At 69.7% G+C, this 18,070-nt stretch carries 16 protein-coding genes and 1 tRNA gene; 6 read left to right on the top strand and 11 right to left on the bottom strand.

The features are described 5' to 3' along the window. Positions 1-33: 33 nt before the first annotated feature. From ACZ6SF_RS16935 to ACZ6SF_RS16920, 4 genes are read right to left on the bottom strand one after another with little or no spacing between them, the layout of a single operon-like run. Complete coding sequence (locus tag ACZ6SF_RS16935; RefSeq protein ID WP_466063066.1) at positions 34-2,151, bottom strand: acetate--CoA ligase family protein; 2,118 nt, start codon at positions 2,149-2,151, stop codon at positions 34-36. After that, positions 2,148-3,539, bottom strand: a complete 1,392-nt coding sequence (locus tag ACZ6SF_RS16930; RefSeq protein ID WP_466063065.1) for an MmgE/PrpD family protein — start codon at positions 3,537-3,539, stop codon at positions 2,148-2,150. Before ACZ6SF_RS16930 ends, ACZ6SF_RS16935 begins: the two co-directional genes overlap by 4 nt. Further along, positions 3,536-4,687, bottom strand: a complete 1,152-nt coding sequence (locus ACZ6SF_RS16925) for an acyl-CoA dehydrogenase family protein (protein ID WP_466063064.1) — start codon at positions 4,685-4,687, stop codon at positions 3,536-3,538. The genes ACZ6SF_RS16930 and ACZ6SF_RS16925 overlap by 4 nt, the downstream gene beginning before the upstream one ends. A gap of 23 nt (positions 4,688-4,710) precedes the next feature. Further along, on the bottom strand, positions 4,711-6,084 hold the full coding sequence (locus ACZ6SF_RS16920; RefSeq protein WP_466063063.1) for an MmgE/PrpD family protein: 1,374 nt from the start codon (positions 6,082-6,084) through the stop codon (positions 4,711-4,713). Positions 6,085-6,269: 185 nt separating this feature from the next. Here ACZ6SF_RS16920 and ACZ6SF_RS16915 point away from each other — a divergent pair, with 185 nt between their 5' ends. Both ACZ6SF_RS16915 and ACZ6SF_RS16910 read left to right on the top strand, forming a co-directional pair. Then, a complete protein-coding gene (locus ACZ6SF_RS16915) occupies positions 6,270-6,977 on the top strand; it encodes a GntR family transcriptional regulator (RefSeq protein ID WP_466063062.1) in 708 nt (235 codons plus the stop codon). A gap of 7 nt (positions 6,978-6,984) precedes the next feature. Next, the gene (locus tag ACZ6SF_RS16910; RefSeq protein WP_466063061.1) at positions 6,985-8,160 is read left to right on the top strand and encodes an MFS transporter; all 1,176 of its coding nucleotides are present in this window, start codon (positions 6,985-6,987) and stop codon (positions 8,158-8,160) included. A gap of 72 nt (positions 8,161-8,232) precedes the next feature. Here the strand turns inward: ACZ6SF_RS16910 and ACZ6SF_RS16905 are convergent, their stop codons facing one another. Together ACZ6SF_RS16905 and ACZ6SF_RS16900 are read right to left on the bottom strand one after the other, a co-directional pair. Continuing rightward, the gene (locus tag ACZ6SF_RS16905) at positions 8,233-9,432 is read right to left on the bottom strand and encodes a lipid-transfer protein (RefSeq protein ID WP_466063060.1); all 1,200 of its coding nucleotides are present in this window, start codon (positions 9,430-9,432) and stop codon (positions 8,233-8,235) included. Then, positions 9,419-9,871: a Zn-ribbon domain-containing OB-fold protein gene (locus tag ACZ6SF_RS16900; RefSeq protein WP_466063059.1), complete on the bottom strand. Its 453-nt coding sequence runs from the start codon at positions 9,869-9,871 to the stop codon at positions 9,419-9,421. The genes ACZ6SF_RS16905 and ACZ6SF_RS16900 overlap by 14 nt, the downstream gene beginning before the upstream one ends. Before the next feature lie 132 nt (positions 9,872-10,003). On the opposite strand from ACZ6SF_RS16900, the gene ACZ6SF_RS16895 reads away from it, so the two are divergent. Beyond that, positions 10,004-10,651: a GTP-binding protein gene (locus ACZ6SF_RS16895; protein ID WP_466063058.1), complete on the top strand. Its 648-nt coding sequence runs from the start codon at positions 10,004-10,006 to the stop codon at positions 10,649-10,651. 80 nt (positions 10,652-10,731) lie between these two features. Here ACZ6SF_RS16895 and ACZ6SF_RS16890 read toward each other — a convergent pair. After that, positions 10,732-10,804: transfer RNA gene (locus tag ACZ6SF_RS16890), tRNA-Asn, on the bottom strand. Between the two features lie 206 nt (positions 10,805-11,010). On the opposite strand from ACZ6SF_RS16890, the gene ACZ6SF_RS16885 reads away from it, so the two are divergent. Further along, positions 11,011-11,259, top strand: a complete 249-nt coding sequence (locus ACZ6SF_RS16885; protein WP_466063057.1) for a hypothetical protein — start codon at positions 11,011-11,013, stop codon at positions 11,257-11,259. Here the strand turns inward: ACZ6SF_RS16885 and dnaG are convergent. The 3 genes from dnaG to ACZ6SF_RS16870 all read right to left on the bottom strand — a co-directional run bounded on the left by dnaG (position 11,256) and on the right by ACZ6SF_RS16870 (position 15,147). Beyond that, positions 11,256-13,184, bottom strand: coding sequence for a DNA primase (gene dnaG, locus ACZ6SF_RS16880; protein WP_466063056.1), 1,929 nt, complete (start codon positions 13,182-13,184; stop codon positions 11,256-11,258). The two genes, ACZ6SF_RS16885 and dnaG, sit on opposite strands and share 4 nt — an antisense overlap. A gap of 33 nt (positions 13,185-13,217) precedes the next feature. Then, on the bottom strand, positions 13,218-14,462 hold the full coding sequence (locus tag ACZ6SF_RS16875; protein WP_466063055.1) for a deoxyguanosinetriphosphate triphosphohydrolase: 1,245 nt from the start codon (positions 14,460-14,462) through the stop codon (positions 13,218-13,220). A 64-nt stretch (positions 14,463-14,526) separates the two neighbouring features. Next, the gene (locus tag ACZ6SF_RS16870) at positions 14,527-15,147 is read right to left on the bottom strand and encodes a YdcF family protein (protein ID WP_466063605.1); all 621 of its coding nucleotides are present in this window, start codon (positions 15,145-15,147) and stop codon (positions 14,527-14,529) included. 174 nt (positions 15,148-15,321) lie between these two features. On the opposite strand from ACZ6SF_RS16870, the gene ACZ6SF_RS16865 reads away from it, so the two are divergent. Together ACZ6SF_RS16865 and ACZ6SF_RS16860 are read left to right on the top strand one after the other, a co-directional pair. Beyond that, positions 15,322-16,140 (top strand): MerR family transcriptional regulator, encoded by an 819-nt coding sequence (locus tag ACZ6SF_RS16865; protein ID WP_466063054.1) that lies wholly within the window; start codon positions 15,322-15,324, stop codon positions 16,138-16,140. Positions 16,141-16,417: 277 nt separating this feature from the next. Beyond that, on the top strand, positions 16,418-17,320 hold the full coding sequence (locus ACZ6SF_RS16860) for a cutinase family protein (protein ID WP_466063053.1): 903 nt from the start codon (positions 16,418-16,420) through the stop codon (positions 17,318-17,320). A gap of 74 nt (positions 17,321-17,394) precedes the next feature. Here ACZ6SF_RS16860 and ACZ6SF_RS16855 read toward each other — a convergent pair whose 3' ends face one another. Beyond that, positions 17,395-18,069, bottom strand: coding sequence for an MBL fold metallo-hydrolase (locus ACZ6SF_RS16855; protein ID WP_466063604.1), 675 nt, complete (start codon positions 18,067-18,069; stop codon positions 17,395-17,397). Between the last annotated feature and the right edge of the window lies 1 nt (position 18,070).

Raw genomic sequence — 18,070 nt, 5'->3', positions numbered from 1 at the left:
GGCCGGGGGCGGGGCGGGGATTGCACGGTGGTCTCACCTTTCCTGAGACAGACGGACGAGGGCGTCGAGGGCGACCACGCCCCCGCCGCGCGCCTGCACGGCGACGGGATTGACCTCCGCCTCGACGACATCGGGCCGTTCCAGCGCGAGCCGCGAAACACGCACCACGGCGTCGACCAGCGCGTCGAGATCACCGTCGGGGCCGCCGCGGAAGCCGCGGGCGATCGCCGTCGCCTTGACCTCCTCGACCATCTCGCGGGCCTGATCCTCGGTGACCGGCGCCAGGCGCAGCGACGAGTCCTCGTAGATCTCGGTGTAGACGCCACCTGCCGCCAGCAGGACCAATGGTCCGACCGCCGGGCTGACCCGGTAGCCGACCAGTGCCTCGAACACCGTCTCCGTGATCATCTCCTGCACGAGGAAGCGATCGAGGGTCACCGTAGCGTCGTAGGCCTCGACACCGGCCAGGATGGTGGAAATCGCCGCCCGCAGCCCGGCCGGGTCCGCGACGCCCAGGACCACCGCCCCGGCGTCGGATTTATGCGGCAACCGGTCCGACAGTGCCTTGACCACCACCGGGAATCGCGGCTCGACCGCGGGGACGCCGTCGAGGCCGCAGGTCGTGGTGACCGGGAATCGGAGGCCGAGGCCGGTGAGGACCTCGGCGGAGGACACCTCGTCGAGGGCGCGCCCACCCGGCGCGATTCCGGTCCGGCGGCCGCGTAGCGTCGCCGGATCCACGGGCCGCCGGCGCAGGGTCGCGGCCACGGCCTGGGCGCACGCCTCCGCGGTGCGGAAGGCCGGGACGCCCGCCTCGTGCAGCCGACGGACCGATTCCAGCGCGTCGGGCAGGGCCCAGGCCGCCACCGGGACCGGGCCCTCGGCGTGCTCGGCGATCGCGCTCACCGCCAGTTCGGGGTTGAGTCGCGCCGAGGAGCCGATGACGAAGAGCACCAGATCGAACTCACCGCTGGTCCGCAGCACGGTCAGGGCCCCGTCGACCAGGTCGTGCCGGGTGCCGGCGAGGGTGAGATCGATGATCAGGTTCTCGGCAACGTCGAGCCCCAGGTCGGCGAGCCGGTCGAAGACCGCACGGCTCGGCCGCGTCACTGTGACGCCCAGGGGTTCCAGCTGATCCACCAGGATCGCCGCGCCGCCGCCGGTGGAGGTGATCACGGCGACCCGGCGCCCGCCCGCCGGCGTGGGCGGGCCGATCCGGCGCTGGAGCGCCTCGGTTTCGATCAGCGCCTCGAAATTGTCCACCCGGGCGAAACCGCAGGCCCGGAAGAACGCCTCGGCCTCGTCGTCCTCGCCGGACAGGGCGCCGGTATGGGAGACGGCCAGAGCCGCGGCGGCATCGCTGCGACCGAGTTTGTAGACGGTGACGGGCTTGCGGCGGGCCGCCGCCTCGACCGCGAAGGCGCCCAGTGCGTCCGCGTTCTCCAGCGACTCCATGAAGAGGGTGTAGGAGGCGACCTCGGGGTCGTCGAGCGTCGCCGCGCAGATCTCGCCCAGCGTCAGGTCGACCTCGGAACCGGTGGAGACGAACCCGGAGAAGCCCAGACCACGGGCCTTGGCCCGGGTCATGAGCGCACCGATGACGCTCCCGGATTGGGAGGCCACGAAGGACGAGCCGACCGGGATACCTTCTTCGGCGAAGGCCGCGTTGGCCGTGAGCATCAGCCCGTTGCGTGGATTGACCACACCGATGCTGTTGGGACCGATCACGCGGACGCCGTACTCCGCCGCCACCGCCAGCAGTTCGCGCAGCCGCCCGGCGCCCTCGGCCGACTCGCCGAATCCGCCCGACAGCACCGTCACCAGCGGCACACCGGCCCGGCCGCAGTCCCGCACCGCGGACACCACCAGCCCGGTATCGGCCACGACGAAGACGTGATCCGGCACCTCCGGCAGCGAGGCGATATCCGGCCAGGACCGTTCCCCCAGCACCGTCTCCCGGCGCGGATTCACCGGGTAGACGGCGCCGGTGAAACCCTGCCGGCGCAGGAACTGCAGAGGCCGTGCGGTGGTTTTGCGCGCGTCGTCGGACGCGCCGATGATCGCCACGGATCGCGGGGCCAGCAGGGCCCGGCCGAGGTCCGCCCGATCCGGGACCCGCTCCTCGACAACAGAGTCGGTCAACTGCGTCATGACTGTGTCCTCACGTGCAGATCGGTGCGGGCGACGACGTCGAGGGATTCGAACGCCCACAGGTCGGCGGCCAGTTTCTCGGCGACCGGGGTTCCGAGAACCGGTGCGGCGAGCCGGACGAACTTGGCGGTCATCTCCGCGTCGGTCACCGGGTTGCCGGGCTCGCCGTAGGGCAACTCGACCCGGTGCGTGAGGGTCCGGCCGTCGTGCAGCCGCAACTCGACCGCGGCGGGGCGCAGTCGCGGATACTCCCGGTCGGCCCGCTCGTCGGCGAGCACCTCGACCCGGGTGGCGAAATCGCGGATCCGGGGGTCGCGGCGGGCCTCCGCACCGAACTCGGTCAGGCCGACCTCGTCGTGGGCCAGCGCGGTGGCCAGCGCGAACGGGATGCTCATCTGGGCGTCCAGCAGCGAATCGGCGACCGTCGCCGCGTGATGCGAGGCCACCGTGTACGTCCGCACGGTCGCCCCGGCGATATCGTCGAGGCCGATCCCGTGTTCGGCGCGCAGCGCCAGCACCGCGTCGAGCGGGCCGTGCAGATGCCGGCACGAGGGGTAGGGCTTGACGTAGGAGTTCAGCACCACCCAGTCCCGGCCCAGGCCGTCGAGCAGGACACCCGCGTCGAAGCCGCCGGCGGCGAAGGCGTCCACGTAGCCGTGCGGGGTCTCCAGGATGGAATGCGGGCCCGTCACCCCGGCCACCGCCAGTTCGACGGCGGCCACCGCGTCCCGCGCGGCCTTACCCGGGTGCACCCGCTTCACCTCGGCCGATTTCCCGAGGAAGGCGAAGAGTCCGCCGGCGTGCGAGGCGGCGATACCGAGCGCGTCGTGGAGGCGGGCGGCGTCGAGTCCGTGCAGCACGGCGACCCCGCAGGTGGCGCCGATGACACCGGCCAGCGGCGTGTTGTGGAAGTGGTTGCGCCAGGTCGCCGGATGGCCTGCCGCGGCGAGCCGGGAGATCGCCTCGAGCGCCACCGCCAGGGCGCGTGTCGTGGTCACGGTATCGCTGCCCCGCGCCTCCGCCGCCGCCAGCACCGCGGGGAAGGCGACGCTGCTGGGGTGCACGGAACCGGGGGTGTACCCGTCGTCCACCTCGAGGCTGTGGCAGCTGGTCCCGTTGAGCAGGGCGGCGCCCGGCGCGGAGACCGTGCCGAGGCCGACCGCGGTGGCGCCCGTGCCGCCGTAGGTCGCGGCGACGTGGGTGGCGACCGCACGGGCGACCGCCGTGGTGGAACCGGGAACTACCGCCGCCGTGTAATCGACCAGCAGGCGGCGGACATGGTGCGCGACCGCCGCGGGCAGTTCGGGGGTGGCCGAGTCGAGCACCCAGGAGACGAGGGCGTCGGTGGCGCCGTCCAGCGAGGTCGCGGTGCGCGCCACGGCGGTCATCGGGCCACCGCCCCGGCGCGCTGGTCGAAACGCCGGCCGAAGATCGACCCGGCGATGGTGTTCTTGAGGATTTCGACCGAACCGCCCGCGATCATCCAGCCACGGGTCCGCCGGACGATGTACTCCAGCGGGAACTCCTGGGAGTAGCCGCTGGCGCCGAAGATCTGCATGGCGTCGTTGGCGACGGCGAAGGCGGTGCGGTTGGCGTGTAGTTTCGCGATCGCGGCCTCGGTCGAATCCGGGGTGCCGGCGTCGGCATTGGCCACCGCGCGCAGTAGCAGCATCTTCGCGGCGTCCAATTCGACCTTCATATCCGCGAATTTCCATTGCAGACCCTGGAACTCGCAGAGGTTCTTCCCGAACTGGGTGCGCACCGACGCGTGTTCGACCGCCAGGTCGTAGGCCTTCTCCGCCAGCGCCAGCGCGCGTGACGCGTTACCCATCCGCTCCACACCGAAGATCGAGAGCATCTTCTTCAGCGCTCCGCTGTCGGCGAGGACGTACTCCTTGGCAACCGTGCACTCGTCGAAGAACAGCTGGCAGTGCGATTCCCCGGACATGTGGTATTCGCGTTTGCCCCGGGAGAACCCCGGTGAGTCGAACGGCACCAGCACGGCTCCGATATCGCGAGAACTCGGCCCGAACCGGCACCAGACCACCGAATGCGTGGCATCGGGCCCGTGCGAGTTCCAGCACTTCTGGCCGTTGAGAACGACGTGGTCGCCCTCGATCCGGGCGGTGGTGCGCAGATCGGTCAGCGCGCTTCCGGCCTCGGGCTCGGACATACCCGCCGTCACCAGTGCTTTCCCCTGGAGGAACAGCGGGAGCACCTCGGCCTTCACGAAGTCGGAGCCGAAGTTCGCCACCTGGCGGATCGCACCGAAGTTGCTCGCCTGCAGGGCATCGGCGCTGTGCGGGCACACCTTCGTGATCGCCATCATGACCAGCACCGCGTCCAGCAGCGACGCGCCCTGGCCGCCGAGTTCGACGGGCAGTGTCAGACCGGTGAGGTCGTTGCGGGCCAGGACTTCCAGGCTGTCCCAGGCGAACTCCGTACGCGTGAAGGCCCGTTCGCCGAATTCACGCTCGGCCAGTTTCGTCACCGATTCGACCAGGGCGGTCTGTTCGGGGGTGAGGCTGAAATCCATCAACGGTTTCCTATCGTCTCTCGTTACGGTCGAAGTGTTGTCGTGCGTTCGAGGGCGGCGGTCAGCGCGGACGCGTCGAGATCGGGCAACCGCCCGGCCAGTTCCCGGAGCGCGCCGGCCGCGCCGGCGGGGTCGGTGTGACCGGCGACCCGCAGGCAGGATTCGGCCTTGCGCAGGAGCGTCTGCCAGGTTGTACCGTCGGCCCCGGGCATCGGCGCCTCGGCGACGGCGAACGCGCCGGCGGCCGTACGGATCTCGACGCGGGCGCCGGTCATCACCGCGCTTTCCGGGAGGTCCTGTTCGACGACGATCCGGGCGGCCGCCGCGGCGATACCGGGATCGCCGAGACCGCCCCCGTGCAATGTGGTCAGGTCGTAGCGGCCGGTGACCCACAGGGCCGCGAGTTGCCACGGAATGGAGAACTGGGCATCCACCAGCGGGGCGCCGCGGTCCCGGTAGGGCCGGGAGACCAGCGCGTACGCCGGACCTTCCGGTACATGCACCCGCACCTCGTCGATCTCGTCCCAGTGCGGGTGCCGGTCCCGCAGAGTCTGCGCGGCCGCGAGCGCCGCGTGCGTGTAGCGGCAGGCGGGATAGGGCTTCAAGGCCACCCAGCGGCCTTCGAAATCCCCGGCGAACAGGTCGTCCCATACCGCCCCCGAACCCGGCGCGAGCCCGAAGTCGCCCGCCAGCCAGCCACTCGGCCCCTCGACGCCCTGGGCGGCGAGGGCGGCGGCGGTGATACCGAACTGCGCGGCGAGCCCCGGCTGGATCCGTTTGGCCACCGACCCGTCCACCACGGCCTGCCGGGTGCCCGGCGCCAGTGCCGCGCCCAGGGACAGCGCCACGGCGTGCTCCACACCGTCGCCGGGCAGTCCCCAGACGGTGGCGGCGGCCGCCGCGGCCGCGAGAGCGCCCAGGCCCGCCGTCCGGATGACACCGGGCCGGGGACCGGTCACCCGGGCCAGCCGGGACAGCAGATGGACACCGGTGACCAGGCCGTCCGCGATGCTCTCGCCGTTCGCTCCGGCGGTGGCGGCGGCCGCCAGCACGGCCGGCACCACCACACTCGCGGTGTGCACCACCGCCTCGTCGTGGGTGTCGTCGAAATCCCAGGCGTGGATGAGAGTGGAGGTCCCGGCCACGGCGGCCGGGGCGGACAGTCTCAGGTCCGTCCACGGCACCCGGACCTCGCCGCCACCGACCGCCCGCAGACCGGCGAGGACCCGCTGGGCGTCCCGCGAGGCGGTACCCGCCGCGGCGAGCGCGAAAGCGTCGACGAGCAGCAGCCGGAGTTGTTCGCGGTCACGCTCCCCCAACTCTGTCCATCGCCGGTTGTGAACATCGGCCACCGGGTGCCTCCTGGTGATGCGGTCGTGCTTCGTGAGCTCGCTCACGTGAAGACGGTCACGTGAGCCAGGTCATAACCCTGGCAGAGGTTTCCGGCTCTAGTCAATATGTTCTATAGAATCTTTTTTCTGATCTATCGAATATTGTCGTGATACGCTGAGCCTCCCCCGGCCAGTCGGCGTTACGGCGCGCTGGCGCGAGACGATCCGAGTCCGATCAGGAGCCGACCGCAGTGACCCAAACCAACGCACCCCTGCCGCAGAGCCGTACCGCCTACGTGCTGGAGCGTCTGAGGGCCGATATGGACTCCGGTGTCATCAATCCCGGCGATCAGCTACGCCAGACCGCCATCGCCAAGCGATACGGCGTGAGCCCCACGCCCGTGCGGGAAGCGCTGCGGATCCTCGCCGCCGACGGCGCCGTCGACTACACCAGCCACCGGGGCGCCACCGTGCGGGACTTCACGCCGCAGATGGCCCGGGATCTCTACCGGATGCGCGCCGAACTCGAGGGCCTCGCCTGCGAAATCGCCTGCGAGCGTATGACCGACGACGATTTCCGGGCGGTCCTGCGCGCCAACGACGACCTGGTGCGCGCGACGGCCGCCGGCGAGGATCCGGCCCGGCTCTCGGTCCTCAACCGCGAGCTGCACTTCAGCATCTACGCCAGTACCTCGGCCGCGGTGATCGACTCGGTCCGCCACCTGTGGGAGCGATTCAAACCGTCGGTCACGCTGTGGGGCGTCCAATCCTTCTGCGAGGCACTCGATCACGACCACGACCTGATCCTGGCGGCGCTGGAGCAGCGCGACGGCGCAGCCGCCCGCGCCGCCATGCGCGATCATGTCCTGCACGCCTGGGAACTGCGCCAGACCGATACCGATCTCCGGGCCGGCGGATCCGAGGGATCCGACCCGGTCGTCACCGAGTCCGGGCACTGACCCGGTCGTGGGACGGCCCACCTGGTTCCTTGCCGTCGCGACCGTATCGCTGCTCTCCCACACCGTGCTCAGCGGTGTCCGCACGCTGATCTCCTACCGGGCGCTGGCGCTGGGCGGAGACGGTCTCGCCGTAGGACTCATCACCGCGGCGTTCGCCGTACTGCCGCTCGTCGTCGCGCTCCGGATCGGCCGGGCCGTCGACCGCGGGCTGGCCGTCCCGGCACTGCGCCTGGGACTGTGCCTGACCGTGGTCGCGGTGGTCCTGGCGGCCGCGAGCACCCAGCTGTTCGTACTCGGAACGGCCAGCGCACTGCTCGGGCTCGCCCAGATGCTGCATACCGTGGCCTGTCAGAGCATGGTCGCGCTCTGGTCACCGCCCGAGCACATGGACTCGCGGTTCGGGCACCTCACCCTGAGTGTCTCCGTCGGACAGTTGCTCGGCTTCCCGATCGCCGGCCTGGTGGCCACGCTCACCACTCAGGATTCGGGCGCGGTCAGTACCGGTCCGGCACTGCTGGTGATGGCCTCGATCGCCGCCGCGGCCGTCCTGCCGGCCTTCCTCTTCGCACCCGGGAGCACCACCCGGGTCAGCCGGTCCGACGCGGTCGACGGACAGCAGTCCACCTTCCGGCTGCTCGCCACGCCGGGTATGAAACCGGCCATCTACTCCAGCCTGACCGTGCTCACCGCGATGGATCTGCTGATGGCCTATCTGCCCGTCCTCGGGCAGCAGATGGGTCTCAGCGTCGCCACGGTGACCGCCCTGCTCACCGCGCGGACCGTCACCTCGGTGCTGTCCCGCGCGACGATGCCCGTCCTGCTCCGGAAGGTGCCGCGGCGTTGGCTGCTCGTCTCCGCGACGCTCGCCTCGGGCGTCCCCATGGCCCTCGTACCGTTCACCTCGGCGGTCGTCCCGCTCATGCTGGCCATGCTGCTGATGGGATTCTTCTGGGGTGTCGGCCAGCCGCTCACCATGTCCTGGGTCACGGTGATCGCCGATTCGCGCAACCGGGCCGCCGCGCTCGCGGTCCGGCTGGCGGGCAACCGGATCGGCCAGGTCGCGGTACCGGTGGTGGCGGGAAGTCTCTCCGGCCTGATCGGGGTGGGCGCCATCTTCCACGCCAGCGGTCTGCTGCTGATCTCGTCCGGGTTGCTCACCCATTCGGCCACCCGCGAGATCTGACCCGGCGGCGCAAGACGATCTCACCGCCCGGCTACCCCGCACGGTCGCGGGATAGCCGGACCTGTCCCGGTGTCAGCGGGTGGCGATGATCGCCGAACCGTGACCGAAGAGACCCTGGTTCACCGCGATTCCCGCGCGGGCACCGTCCACCTGACGGCCCTCGGCCTGTCCGCGCAACTGCCAGGTGAGTTCGCAGATCTGAGCGATCGCCTGGGCCGGGATCGCCTCCCCGAAACAGGCCAGCCCGCCACTGGGGTTCACCGGTATCCGGCCACCCAATGTCGTTGCGCCACTGCGGAGCAGCGCCTCCGCGCCGCCCGTCTCACAGAGCCCGATATCTTCGTACCAGTCCAGTTCCAGCGCGGTGGAGAGGTCGTACACCTCCGCGAGCGACAGGTCCTCCGGCCCGAGTCCCGCCTCCTCGTAGGCGGCGTGGGCGACGGCGGCTCGGAACCCGCGCGGCGGCGGCTCGACGGCGACGGCGGAATCCGTCGCGAAATCCGGCAGGTCGATCTCGGTCTTGGGGAAGGTCGGGGTGACCGTCGACAGCGCCCGGATCCGGACCGGGTCGGTGAGCCCGTGGCGGCGTGCGTACTCCATCGAGGTCAGCACCAGCGCGGCGCCGCCGTCACTGGTCGCGCAGATATCCAGCAGCCGCAACGGGTCGGAGACGATCGCCGAGGCGGCGACATCCTCGGCCGATACCTCTTTGCGGTAGCGGGCATACGGGTTGTTGAGCCCGTGCCGGGCGTTCTTCACCTTGACGGCGGCGAAATCGTCGAGCGTGGCGCCGTGCAACGCCATCCGCCGGCGGGCGTAGAGCGCGAAATAGATGGGGTTGGTGGCCCCGAGCAGATGGAACCGCAGCCAGTCCGGATCGTCACGGCGTTCCCCGCCGACCGGCTGGAAGAAACCTTTCGGCGCGGCATCCGCGCCGACCACCAGCGCCACCTCACACAATCCGGCCAGGATCTGGGCGCGCGCGTTGGCGACGGCCTGCGCACCCGAGGCGCAGGCGGCGTAGCTGCTCGAGATCCGCGCGCCCGACCAGCCCAGTGCCTGGGCGAACGTCGCCCCGGAGACGAACCCGGGATAGCCGTTGCGGATCGTATCCGCGCCGGCGATATAGCCGACGTCACGATGGTCCACCCCGGCGTCGGCCAGCGCCGCGCGGGCGGCGACCAGACCGTATTCGACGAAATTGCGCCCCCATTTCCCCCACTGGTGCATACCCGCACCGAGGACGGCGATATCGCGATCATTCTCGGTCATCGACCGGCCTCCACATCCACACCGTGTGTTCCGCTTCCTCGTCCTCGTACAGCACGCCGAGGGTCAGCTCGACCGGCATGCCGACGGCCAGATCGTCCACCGTGAGACCGCGCACCACCTGGCCGAGAATCACCATCTGCTCGACCTCGAGCTCCACCGCCGCGACCACATACGGTTCGAACGGATCGGGCGAGACGTAGGGCGCGGGCGGTTTGTACCGGGCGTCGGCGTACGACCAGATGCGGCCACGGGTGGAGAACAGGTATTCGGCCAGTTCGGAGCCGTCTTTCGGGCCGGCGCACTGCGGGTTGCGGCAGGCCAGCGTGTTCCGCGGGAAATACGGCGTGCCGCAGGCAGTACAGCGACTGCCCTTCAGGCGCACAGTGCCGTCGTCCGCGGTGAACCAGTCGGCCACGGCGGGGCGTTGTTCCTTCTGCACAGACCCGACGTTATAGGAACACGTTCTACTTTGGGGCGGGAATCCGCTCCCCCGGCGCGCCACCGGAGGTACCGTGAGACCGAATTGAGGAGGCGACGGCGTCCTCGAATCGACCTGGAGTACCGCAACGCGATGGGCACCAACACGATTGATCCGCACTCGATTCGCAATGTCACGATCGTCGGGGACCCCGACGAGACGATCCGGGTCGCGCACCGCCTGTTCCGTGGTTGCACCGGAACGAGCGGTGGGACGACGGTCGGATGGACCACCGACCGCGTCGAGCACCTGATCCGTTTCACCGAACTGTCCAGCCATGCCCCCATCGAGGCCCTGGAACGCGCCATCCGGATGACGGACGGTCTGGTCGCGGTGATGAACGCCGCCGTACCGCGCGCCCCGAAACTCGAAACCGTCCTGCGGGTCGCCGACGACCATCAGGTGGCCCGGCTGTGCCTGGTGACCGGACTCGATCACCCCGACGCCGATTTCGACCGCTGCATCCGGACCATCGCGGATATGCACGGGGCGTCACCGTTGACGCTGCAACTCCCCCACGGGATCGGTACCGGGTTCGCCGAGGTCGTAGATCTGGTCCCGATGCGCACACCGCAACAACTACACGACCGCATCCGCAACCTCACGCGTCTCGGGGAAGCGGTGCCCGTCCTGTGCGAAGCGGCACCGCCGGGCGATTTCGCCACGCTCTTGGATGCCGTCACCCGGTACCTGCCGTCACCGATGCATGTCTGCCAGCCGGAACACGCTCTCGACTACTGACCCATCCGCACGCGCGACTCATTCGACCGGAAAAGAGAAAATCCCTCGGTCGGTCGATACCGGTAGAGGGACTGTTTCTGCTCCCCCAACTGGACTCGAACCAGTAACCTGCCGATTAACAGTCGGCTGCTCTGCCAATTGAGCTATAGGGGATTGCTCGGCGGCCCCGCCCGTACCGGGCTGGCCGAGAGGAAACTCTAGCGTATGGGTGGGTGCGCGCCCAAATCGCGGGGTCGGGCCGGACGACGGGCGGGAAAACCGGGTTTGAGCGGCCGGTCCGCCGTGGCGCCGGATCGACAGGTGTCGGTGCGGTCGGGCAGGATGGGGCGGCACGGACTACTGGGAGGAGCTCGACCGAAATGCTGCGGTTGATCATCGGTATCGCTGCCGGTTATGTGCTGGGCAGTAAGGCCGGACGGGCGCGCTATGAGCAGATCAGCGCGAGCGCCCGTGCGGTGGCCGGCAGCCCGGTGACGCGCAAGCTGGTCATGGTGAGCCGGCAGCGGCTGTCGGATCGGTTGAGCACGCAGCCGAAGCTCGAGCCGATGGAGCCGCTGGACGAGCACACCACGGTGATGGTCCCGCACGACCAGCTGCGCCGGCGTTAACCCGCGGCCGACCGGCCGTCGTTGCCCATGGCCTGCTCGAGCAGGCTCTTGCGGTACTGCTCCAGTGCCACCAGATCGCCGAACAGGGCCATATAGGTGTCCGGGTCGTCCACCGAGGACACCCGGTGCAGGCGGGATTTGAGTTCCGCGATCTGGCGGCCGACCCATGCCGCCTGGGCATTGGCCAGCACCCCGGTGATGAAGCGCGGAATATCGTTGGTCGTTTTCACCGGTAACGGCTCACTGGCCAGTTCCGAGATCATGGCACGCAGCGTCAGGTCGTCGGTGCGGTCGCCGATCGCGTGGATCCAGTCCGCGCCCGACAACCCGGCCCCGGTCCCGCCCGCTTCGGCCATGAGCCGGCGCACCTCGATATAGGCGGGATGGGTGAAGGCGTCGGCTTCCAGGGCATCGAACGCCGGGCCCGCGATTTCCGGATACTGCAGACCGGCGGCGAGCGCCTGCCGCTGCGAGCGCAGAACGGGGTCCCGGGGATCGGGGCGGGCCGCGGCGCCGGACGAGCCCCCGGACCGGTCGTCGCGGTTGGCCCGGGCGGGCGCGGCGGCCGCCCCGCGGATCTTGCGGGCCTCCTCGTCGACGCGACGGTAGACGAGCTGCGGATCCTGCCAGCCGGTCCATTCCGCCAGCTGGGTGGCATAGCGTTTACGCAGGCCGTGATCCTTGATCTGGGCGACGATCGGCACCGCCCAGCGCATCACCTCGACCTGGCTGTCGTAGGTCAGCGCCCGGGTGCGGCTGTCCTCGCGTTTGGCGATCTCCTGGCGCAGCGCGAAATCGAACAGCGGTTCCCGGCGGGCCACCAGATCCCGCAGGGCGGCGTCACCGGCGCGCTGGCGCAGCTCACACGGATCCTCGCCGTCCGGCGTCACCACCACGTAGGTCTGGCCGGACACCTTCTGATCGCCGAGGAACGCCTTGAGCGCGGCGGCCTGGCCGGCCGCATCGCCGTCGAAAGTGAAGATGATCTCGCCGCGCCAGAAGTTGTCGTCCATCAGCAGCCGCCGCAGGGCGGAGAAATGATCGTCGCCGAACGCGGTGCCGCAGGCCGCCACCGCGGTTTTCACCCCGGCCAGATGCATGGCCATGACATCGGTGTAACCCTCGACCACCACCGCCTGGTGACTCTTCGCGATCTCGCGCTTGGCGTGGTCGAGCCCGAACAACACCTGAGACTTCTTGTACAGCAGCGTTTCCGGGGTGTTGACGTATTTACCCGGCATGGTGTCGTCGTCGAACAGTTTGCGGGCCCCGAAACCGATCACATCCCCGCCGAGGTTGCGGATCGGCCACAGCAACCGCCGGTGGAACCGGTCGATCGGCCCGCGCCGCCCCTGTTTGGACAGGCCGGCCGCCTCCAGTTCCTTGAAATCGAAACCGCGGTTCAGCAGGTGTTTGGTGAGCGTGTCCCAGCCGTCGGGGGCATATCCGCAGCCGAAGTGGGTCCAGGCGGCCTCGTCGAAATTGCGGTCGGTGAGGTATTTGCGGGCCATGGTGGCGTCGGGACCGCGCAAACGCTCCATATAGAACTCGTGGGCCGCGGCGTTGGCGGCGACCAGCCGGGACCGGGTCCCGCGGTCGCGCTGGACGGACGTGCCGCCGCCCTCGTAGTTGATCCGGAACCCGATCCGGTCGGCGAGCTGCTCCACCGCCTCCACGAACCCGATGTGTTCGATCTTCTGCAGGAACGCGTAGACATCGCCGCCCTCACCGCAGCCGAAACAGTGGAAGAGGCCCAGATGCGGACGGACGTGGAAGGACGGGGACTTCTCGTCGTGGAACGGGCACAGCCCGCGTATCGACTGCGGTCCGGCGTTCTTGAGCGTGACGTACTCGCTCACCACGTCCTCGATCCGGACACGCTCCCGAATGGCGGTGATATCGCGAGCTGGTATTCGTCCGGTCACGGAAGTCGAGTCTAGAGGGCAGCGCGGGCCGCCCTACAGCTGCGCCGCGACCCGCTCCAGCCGGCTCTCGGTGTAGGAGGCGATCTGGTCGACGATCACCCGGACCCGGGCGGCGTCGTCGACCGCGGCCTCCCACCAGGGCTGCAGGATCGGGTCCAGTGCGGCGGGGCCGGTGACCAGCAGGTGTTCGGCGACGGCGGTCAGCCGGTCGCGCTGTTCGCCCTGGCGCAGTTTGTGGTCGGGATCGGACATGACATAGCGCAGCGCCACCGTTTTGAGGATCGCGACCTCGGCGGCGGCCACCGGGGGAACCACCAGGTCGGCGGAGTAGCGGGCCGGTGTTCCGGGCCAGGCCTCGCGGGTCGCCACCACCGCCGCGTTCGCGAATCTGCCGACGAGTTCGCTGGTCAGCCGCTTCAGCGCAACCGAACTGGTGAGGGTGGCGTCGTAGGTGAACACCCCCGCGACCACCGGCAGCTCCGACAACCGCCGCGCCGCCGCCACCAGATCGTCGATCGTCAGATCGCGGTGCTGCACGCGCCCGAGTTCGGCGAGCGCCGCCCGCTCCACCGGATCGGCCAGCGCCCGCAGATCGATCCGTCCGGCGATGATGCCGTCCTCGACATCGTGCACCGAGTACGCGACATCATCGGACCAGTCCATAACCTGGCATTCCAGTGCCGGCCGGCGTTCCGGCGCATCCTTGCGGACCCAGGCCAGCCGCTCGGCGTCGACGGCATACGCGCCGAATTTGCCGCCCGGTTCCGCGCGCTGCCAGGGATATTTGATCGCCGCGTCCAGCGCGGCACGGGTGAGATTGAGGCCCGCGCTGCTGCCGTCGGCGTCGAGCACCTTCGGTTCGAGCCGGGTGAGGATGCGCAGATTCTGGGCGTTGCCCTCGAAGCCGCCCGCATCGGCCGCGAACAGATCGAGTGCCTTCTCACCGTTGTGCCCGTAGGGCGGGTGGCCGATATCGTGCGCCAGACCCGCCAGTTCCGCCAGATCGGGATCGCATCCCAGCCCGTCGGCGATCCCGCGCCCGATCTGGGCGACCTCCAGCGAATGGGTGAGCCGGGTCCGGGGCGTGTCTCCTTCCCGCGGACCCATGACCTGGGTCTTATCGGCCAATCGCCGCAGCGCGGCCGAATGCAGCACCCGGGCACGGTCGCGCGCGAATTCGCTGCGGTGGCCGTTGCCGGAAACACCCGGATCGACCAGGCCGGCCGTTTTGGGCGCCTCGGTGACCAGGCGTTCGCGATCGTGCTCGGTGTAGCTCATCGCACGAGTCTGCCACCGGGTGGTGACCGGTCGGCGTGTTCGGTGGCACGAGCGGGTGAAGGGCTCACTGCCCGGCGGTATAGCTGAAATCCGCGGAGAAATGCGTGAGCTGATACCAGAGCAGGGCCGCGGTCTCGCGGGCGATGCCGTGCGCCTGCGATTCCCGGGTGTACACGGCGGGGCCGGTGCGGGTGGGCGCGGTCCAGGCGTCGATACCGGCGTCGCGGGCCATGGTGCGGGTGCGCAGCGAATGCCACGGGTCGCTGACCAGCACCGCGGAATCGAGCCCGCGCTCGTGCATCGCGGTGGCCACGGCCTCCACACTGCGCAGGGTGTCGGATCCGGTCTCCACGGCGAGGATGGAATCCGCCGGGACACCGGCCTCCATCAGATACATCTTCCCGGACGCGGCCTCGGTGTAGAGGTCGCCCTCCTGCTTACCGCCGACCGTGATCACCAGATCCGAAACACCTTGCTCGTACAGTTTCTCCGCCTGATAGAGCCGCGCCTCGAACACCGACGAGGGCGTACCCGAATACTGGGCGGCGCCCAGCACCACGATGGCATCGGCCGGGGTGTAGTCCTCGATCCGCGCCACCTGCCATACCCGCACCGCGGTACCGCCCAGCAGTACCAGGCCCACCACCAGGGCTCCACCGACCAGACGGCCGCCCCAGCGCACGATGGCGGCACCGATCCCGCGCGAACGGCCGGAATCGGCACGCGAGTCCGGTCGAGTACGCACTGGTGCCCAAGTCACCACACAAGTCTGCCAGGCGGGGTCCGTACCCGGGACACGGCGCGCTCGGGGCCGCGGCTTGACCCTCTCCCCGTGTCAGACCATAGAACCGGAGGCGTCATGTTGAGTATCGGAGATTTCGCCAGGCACGGGCAGGTGTCGGTACGGATGCTGCGCCACTACGACCGGCTCGGGTTGCTGGTACCCGCCCGGGTGGATCCGGTGAGCGGCTACCGCTACTACGAGGTCGGGCAGCTGGCCCGGCTGAACCGCATCATCGCGCTGAAGGAACTCGGCTTCACCCTCGATCAGGTGGGCCGGGTCCTCGGCGACGCGGTGACCGGTCCGGAACTGCGCGGCATGCTCGCCCTGCGCCGGGCCGAGATCGAGCAGCGGATCACCGCCGACCGGGACCGGCTCATCCGGGTCGAGGCGAGACTCCGCATCATCGAAAGGGAGGGCGCCATGCCTACCGACGAGATCGTCATCAAATCCGTCCCGGCGGTCCGGGTGGCCGAACGCAGCACCGTCGTCGCCGATTTCACCCCCGAGGCGATCGGCCCGGCGGTCCAGCGGCTGTTCACGGATCTGTGCGACGGATTGGACCGGGCCGGCGTCGCCATCGTCGGCCCCGCCGTCGTCTACTACGACCAGCACGCCGACGGGTCGGTGCTCGCGCACGCCGCGATGCCGGTCACCGCCGAACCCGGTGCCGCACCGGACTACACCGTCGTCGACCTGCCCGCGATGCCGCTGGCCGCCACCCAGATCCATCGCGGCAGCATGGACGGCGCCCTGGAACCCCACCAGGACCTGACCCGGTGGATCGAGGAGAACGGGTACCGCACCGTGGGGGCGGGCCGTGAGGTCACGCTGGTCTGGGATGTGGACGAGAACAAATGGGTCACCGAACTCCAGGAGCCGGTGGCGCGCATCTGATCCGGGCCGGGTGCTGCCGCGGCGGCACCCGGCCTCTTCGTGAATATCGCGTTGATCCGGGACGAACACGCGTACCTTTCACACGCCGAAACGCGCGCATTTGTGATTTGCTATGACACGGCGAGTTCCGCTGCGCGCCGGAAAACCTCCGGTCGCGGTGGGCCCGCTTTTTCGTACGTGTCGGCCGCATCGCCGCGGCATGCCCGTCGACTGTTTTGGGAACCCTGGGAACAGATGAACGGCCGGTGGCCGTCTCGGTGAGCACATGGAGTACACGATGTTTCCTCGATGGAAGAGCGCCACCGCCGGTCTGGCGGTCACCCTCGCCTCGGTCCTCGCACCCGCGGTCGCCACGACCGCCCACGCCACACCCGCGAATTGCCCGGGCCTGTATGTGGTGGCGATCCCCGGGACGTGGGAGACCTCGAAGGCCGAGCCCGGCAAGGGCATGCTGGCTGCGGTCGCCGACGGCCTGCCCCGCGGCGCCTACAGCGACTACGTCGCCTATACCGCCACGGCCTTCCCGTGGGAGGGCGAGGTCTACGGCCGGTCCAAGAACGAAGCCATCGCCGGCGCCAAAGGATTGATCTCCGAGGTCGCCGGTCGCTGCGGCAACACCCGCTTCGCCCTGCTCGGCTACAGCCAGGGCGCCGACGCCGCCGGCGACCTCGCCTCCGAGATCGGCACCGGGCTCGGTATCGTCCCCGCCGACCGGGTCGCCCTGGTCGGCCTGATCGCCGATCCGCGCCGCTCCCCCACCGACGTCCTCATCGGCCCGCCGGTTCCCGGCGCCGGCGCCGGCGGCCCGCGCCTCACCGGTTTCGGCTGGCTGAGCAACCGCACCTACACCTTCTGCGCGGTCGGCGACCTCTACTGCTCCACCCCCGACGGCGATTTCGCCGCCCGGATCGCCGGCTTCTTCGCCCAGGTCTCCAACGCCGACCCCACCCAGCTCGGCAACTACCACTCACTGGGCGTCGAACTGCTGAACGACGCCCTCGCCGCCGGCGGCCTCGGCCTGTTGCACGACCAGCTCAACAACGACGCCTATGAGGAGCGCCGGCAGCAGGTCGACGATTTCGTGAAATCCGGAATCCACCAGAGCTACCCGAGCTATCAGGTCGCCGGGGGCGCCACCGCCCTGTCCTGGCTCCGCGGTCAGCTGGTCGGCCTGGCCTGATCACCCTCACCGCCCTCGGCTGCGTAACCGTACGCACCGAGGGCGGTGGCGTATCCACGGCCGGGGCCGGTGGGTCACCAGCCTCGGCTCTGCCACTCCCCCAGCTGGGGTCGCTCGGCGCCGAGGGTGGTGTCGTCACCGTGGCCCGGGTAGACCACGGTGTCGTCGCCGTAGCGATCGAACAGTTTGGTGGTCACACCTTCCAGCAGGGTCTCGAAATCGCCTGGGCGCCAAGTCTTTCCGATTCCACCGGGAAACAGGCAATCGCCGGTGAAGAGGTGGGTGCGGCCGGACCCGTCGGTGAGGACCAGGGTGACCGACCCCGGGGTGTGGCCGACCAGGTGGATGATCTCCAGCGTCAGATCGCCGACGGTGATCGTATCGCCCTCGGCCAGGATGCGGTGGGGTGTGACCGGGAGGGGCTCGGCGTCGAGGGAATGGGCGGCGGTGGGGGCGCCGGTGGATTCGGCGACGGCGGCGAGGGCCTGCCAGTGGTCGGCGTGCTGGTGGGTGGTGACGATCAGGTCGATACCACCGGTGGCTTCCTGGCCGATGAGCGCGAGGATACGGTCCGCGTCGTTGGCGGCGTCGACGAGCAGGGTCGCGCCGGTGGCGGCGCATTGGATCAGATAGGTGTTGTTGTCCATCGGGCCGACCGACATCTTGGTCACCCGGGCGCCCGGCACCTCGCGGCGCTGCGCGGCGCCGCCGGGTTCGACATGGCCGGTGTAGGACTTTTCGATGGTGATC

Source organism: Nocardia sp. NPDC049935 (assembly GCF_055586645.1).
The sequence above is the reverse complement of the archived record's forward strand: the minus strand, read 5'-3'. Positions and strand labels throughout refer to the sequence as shown.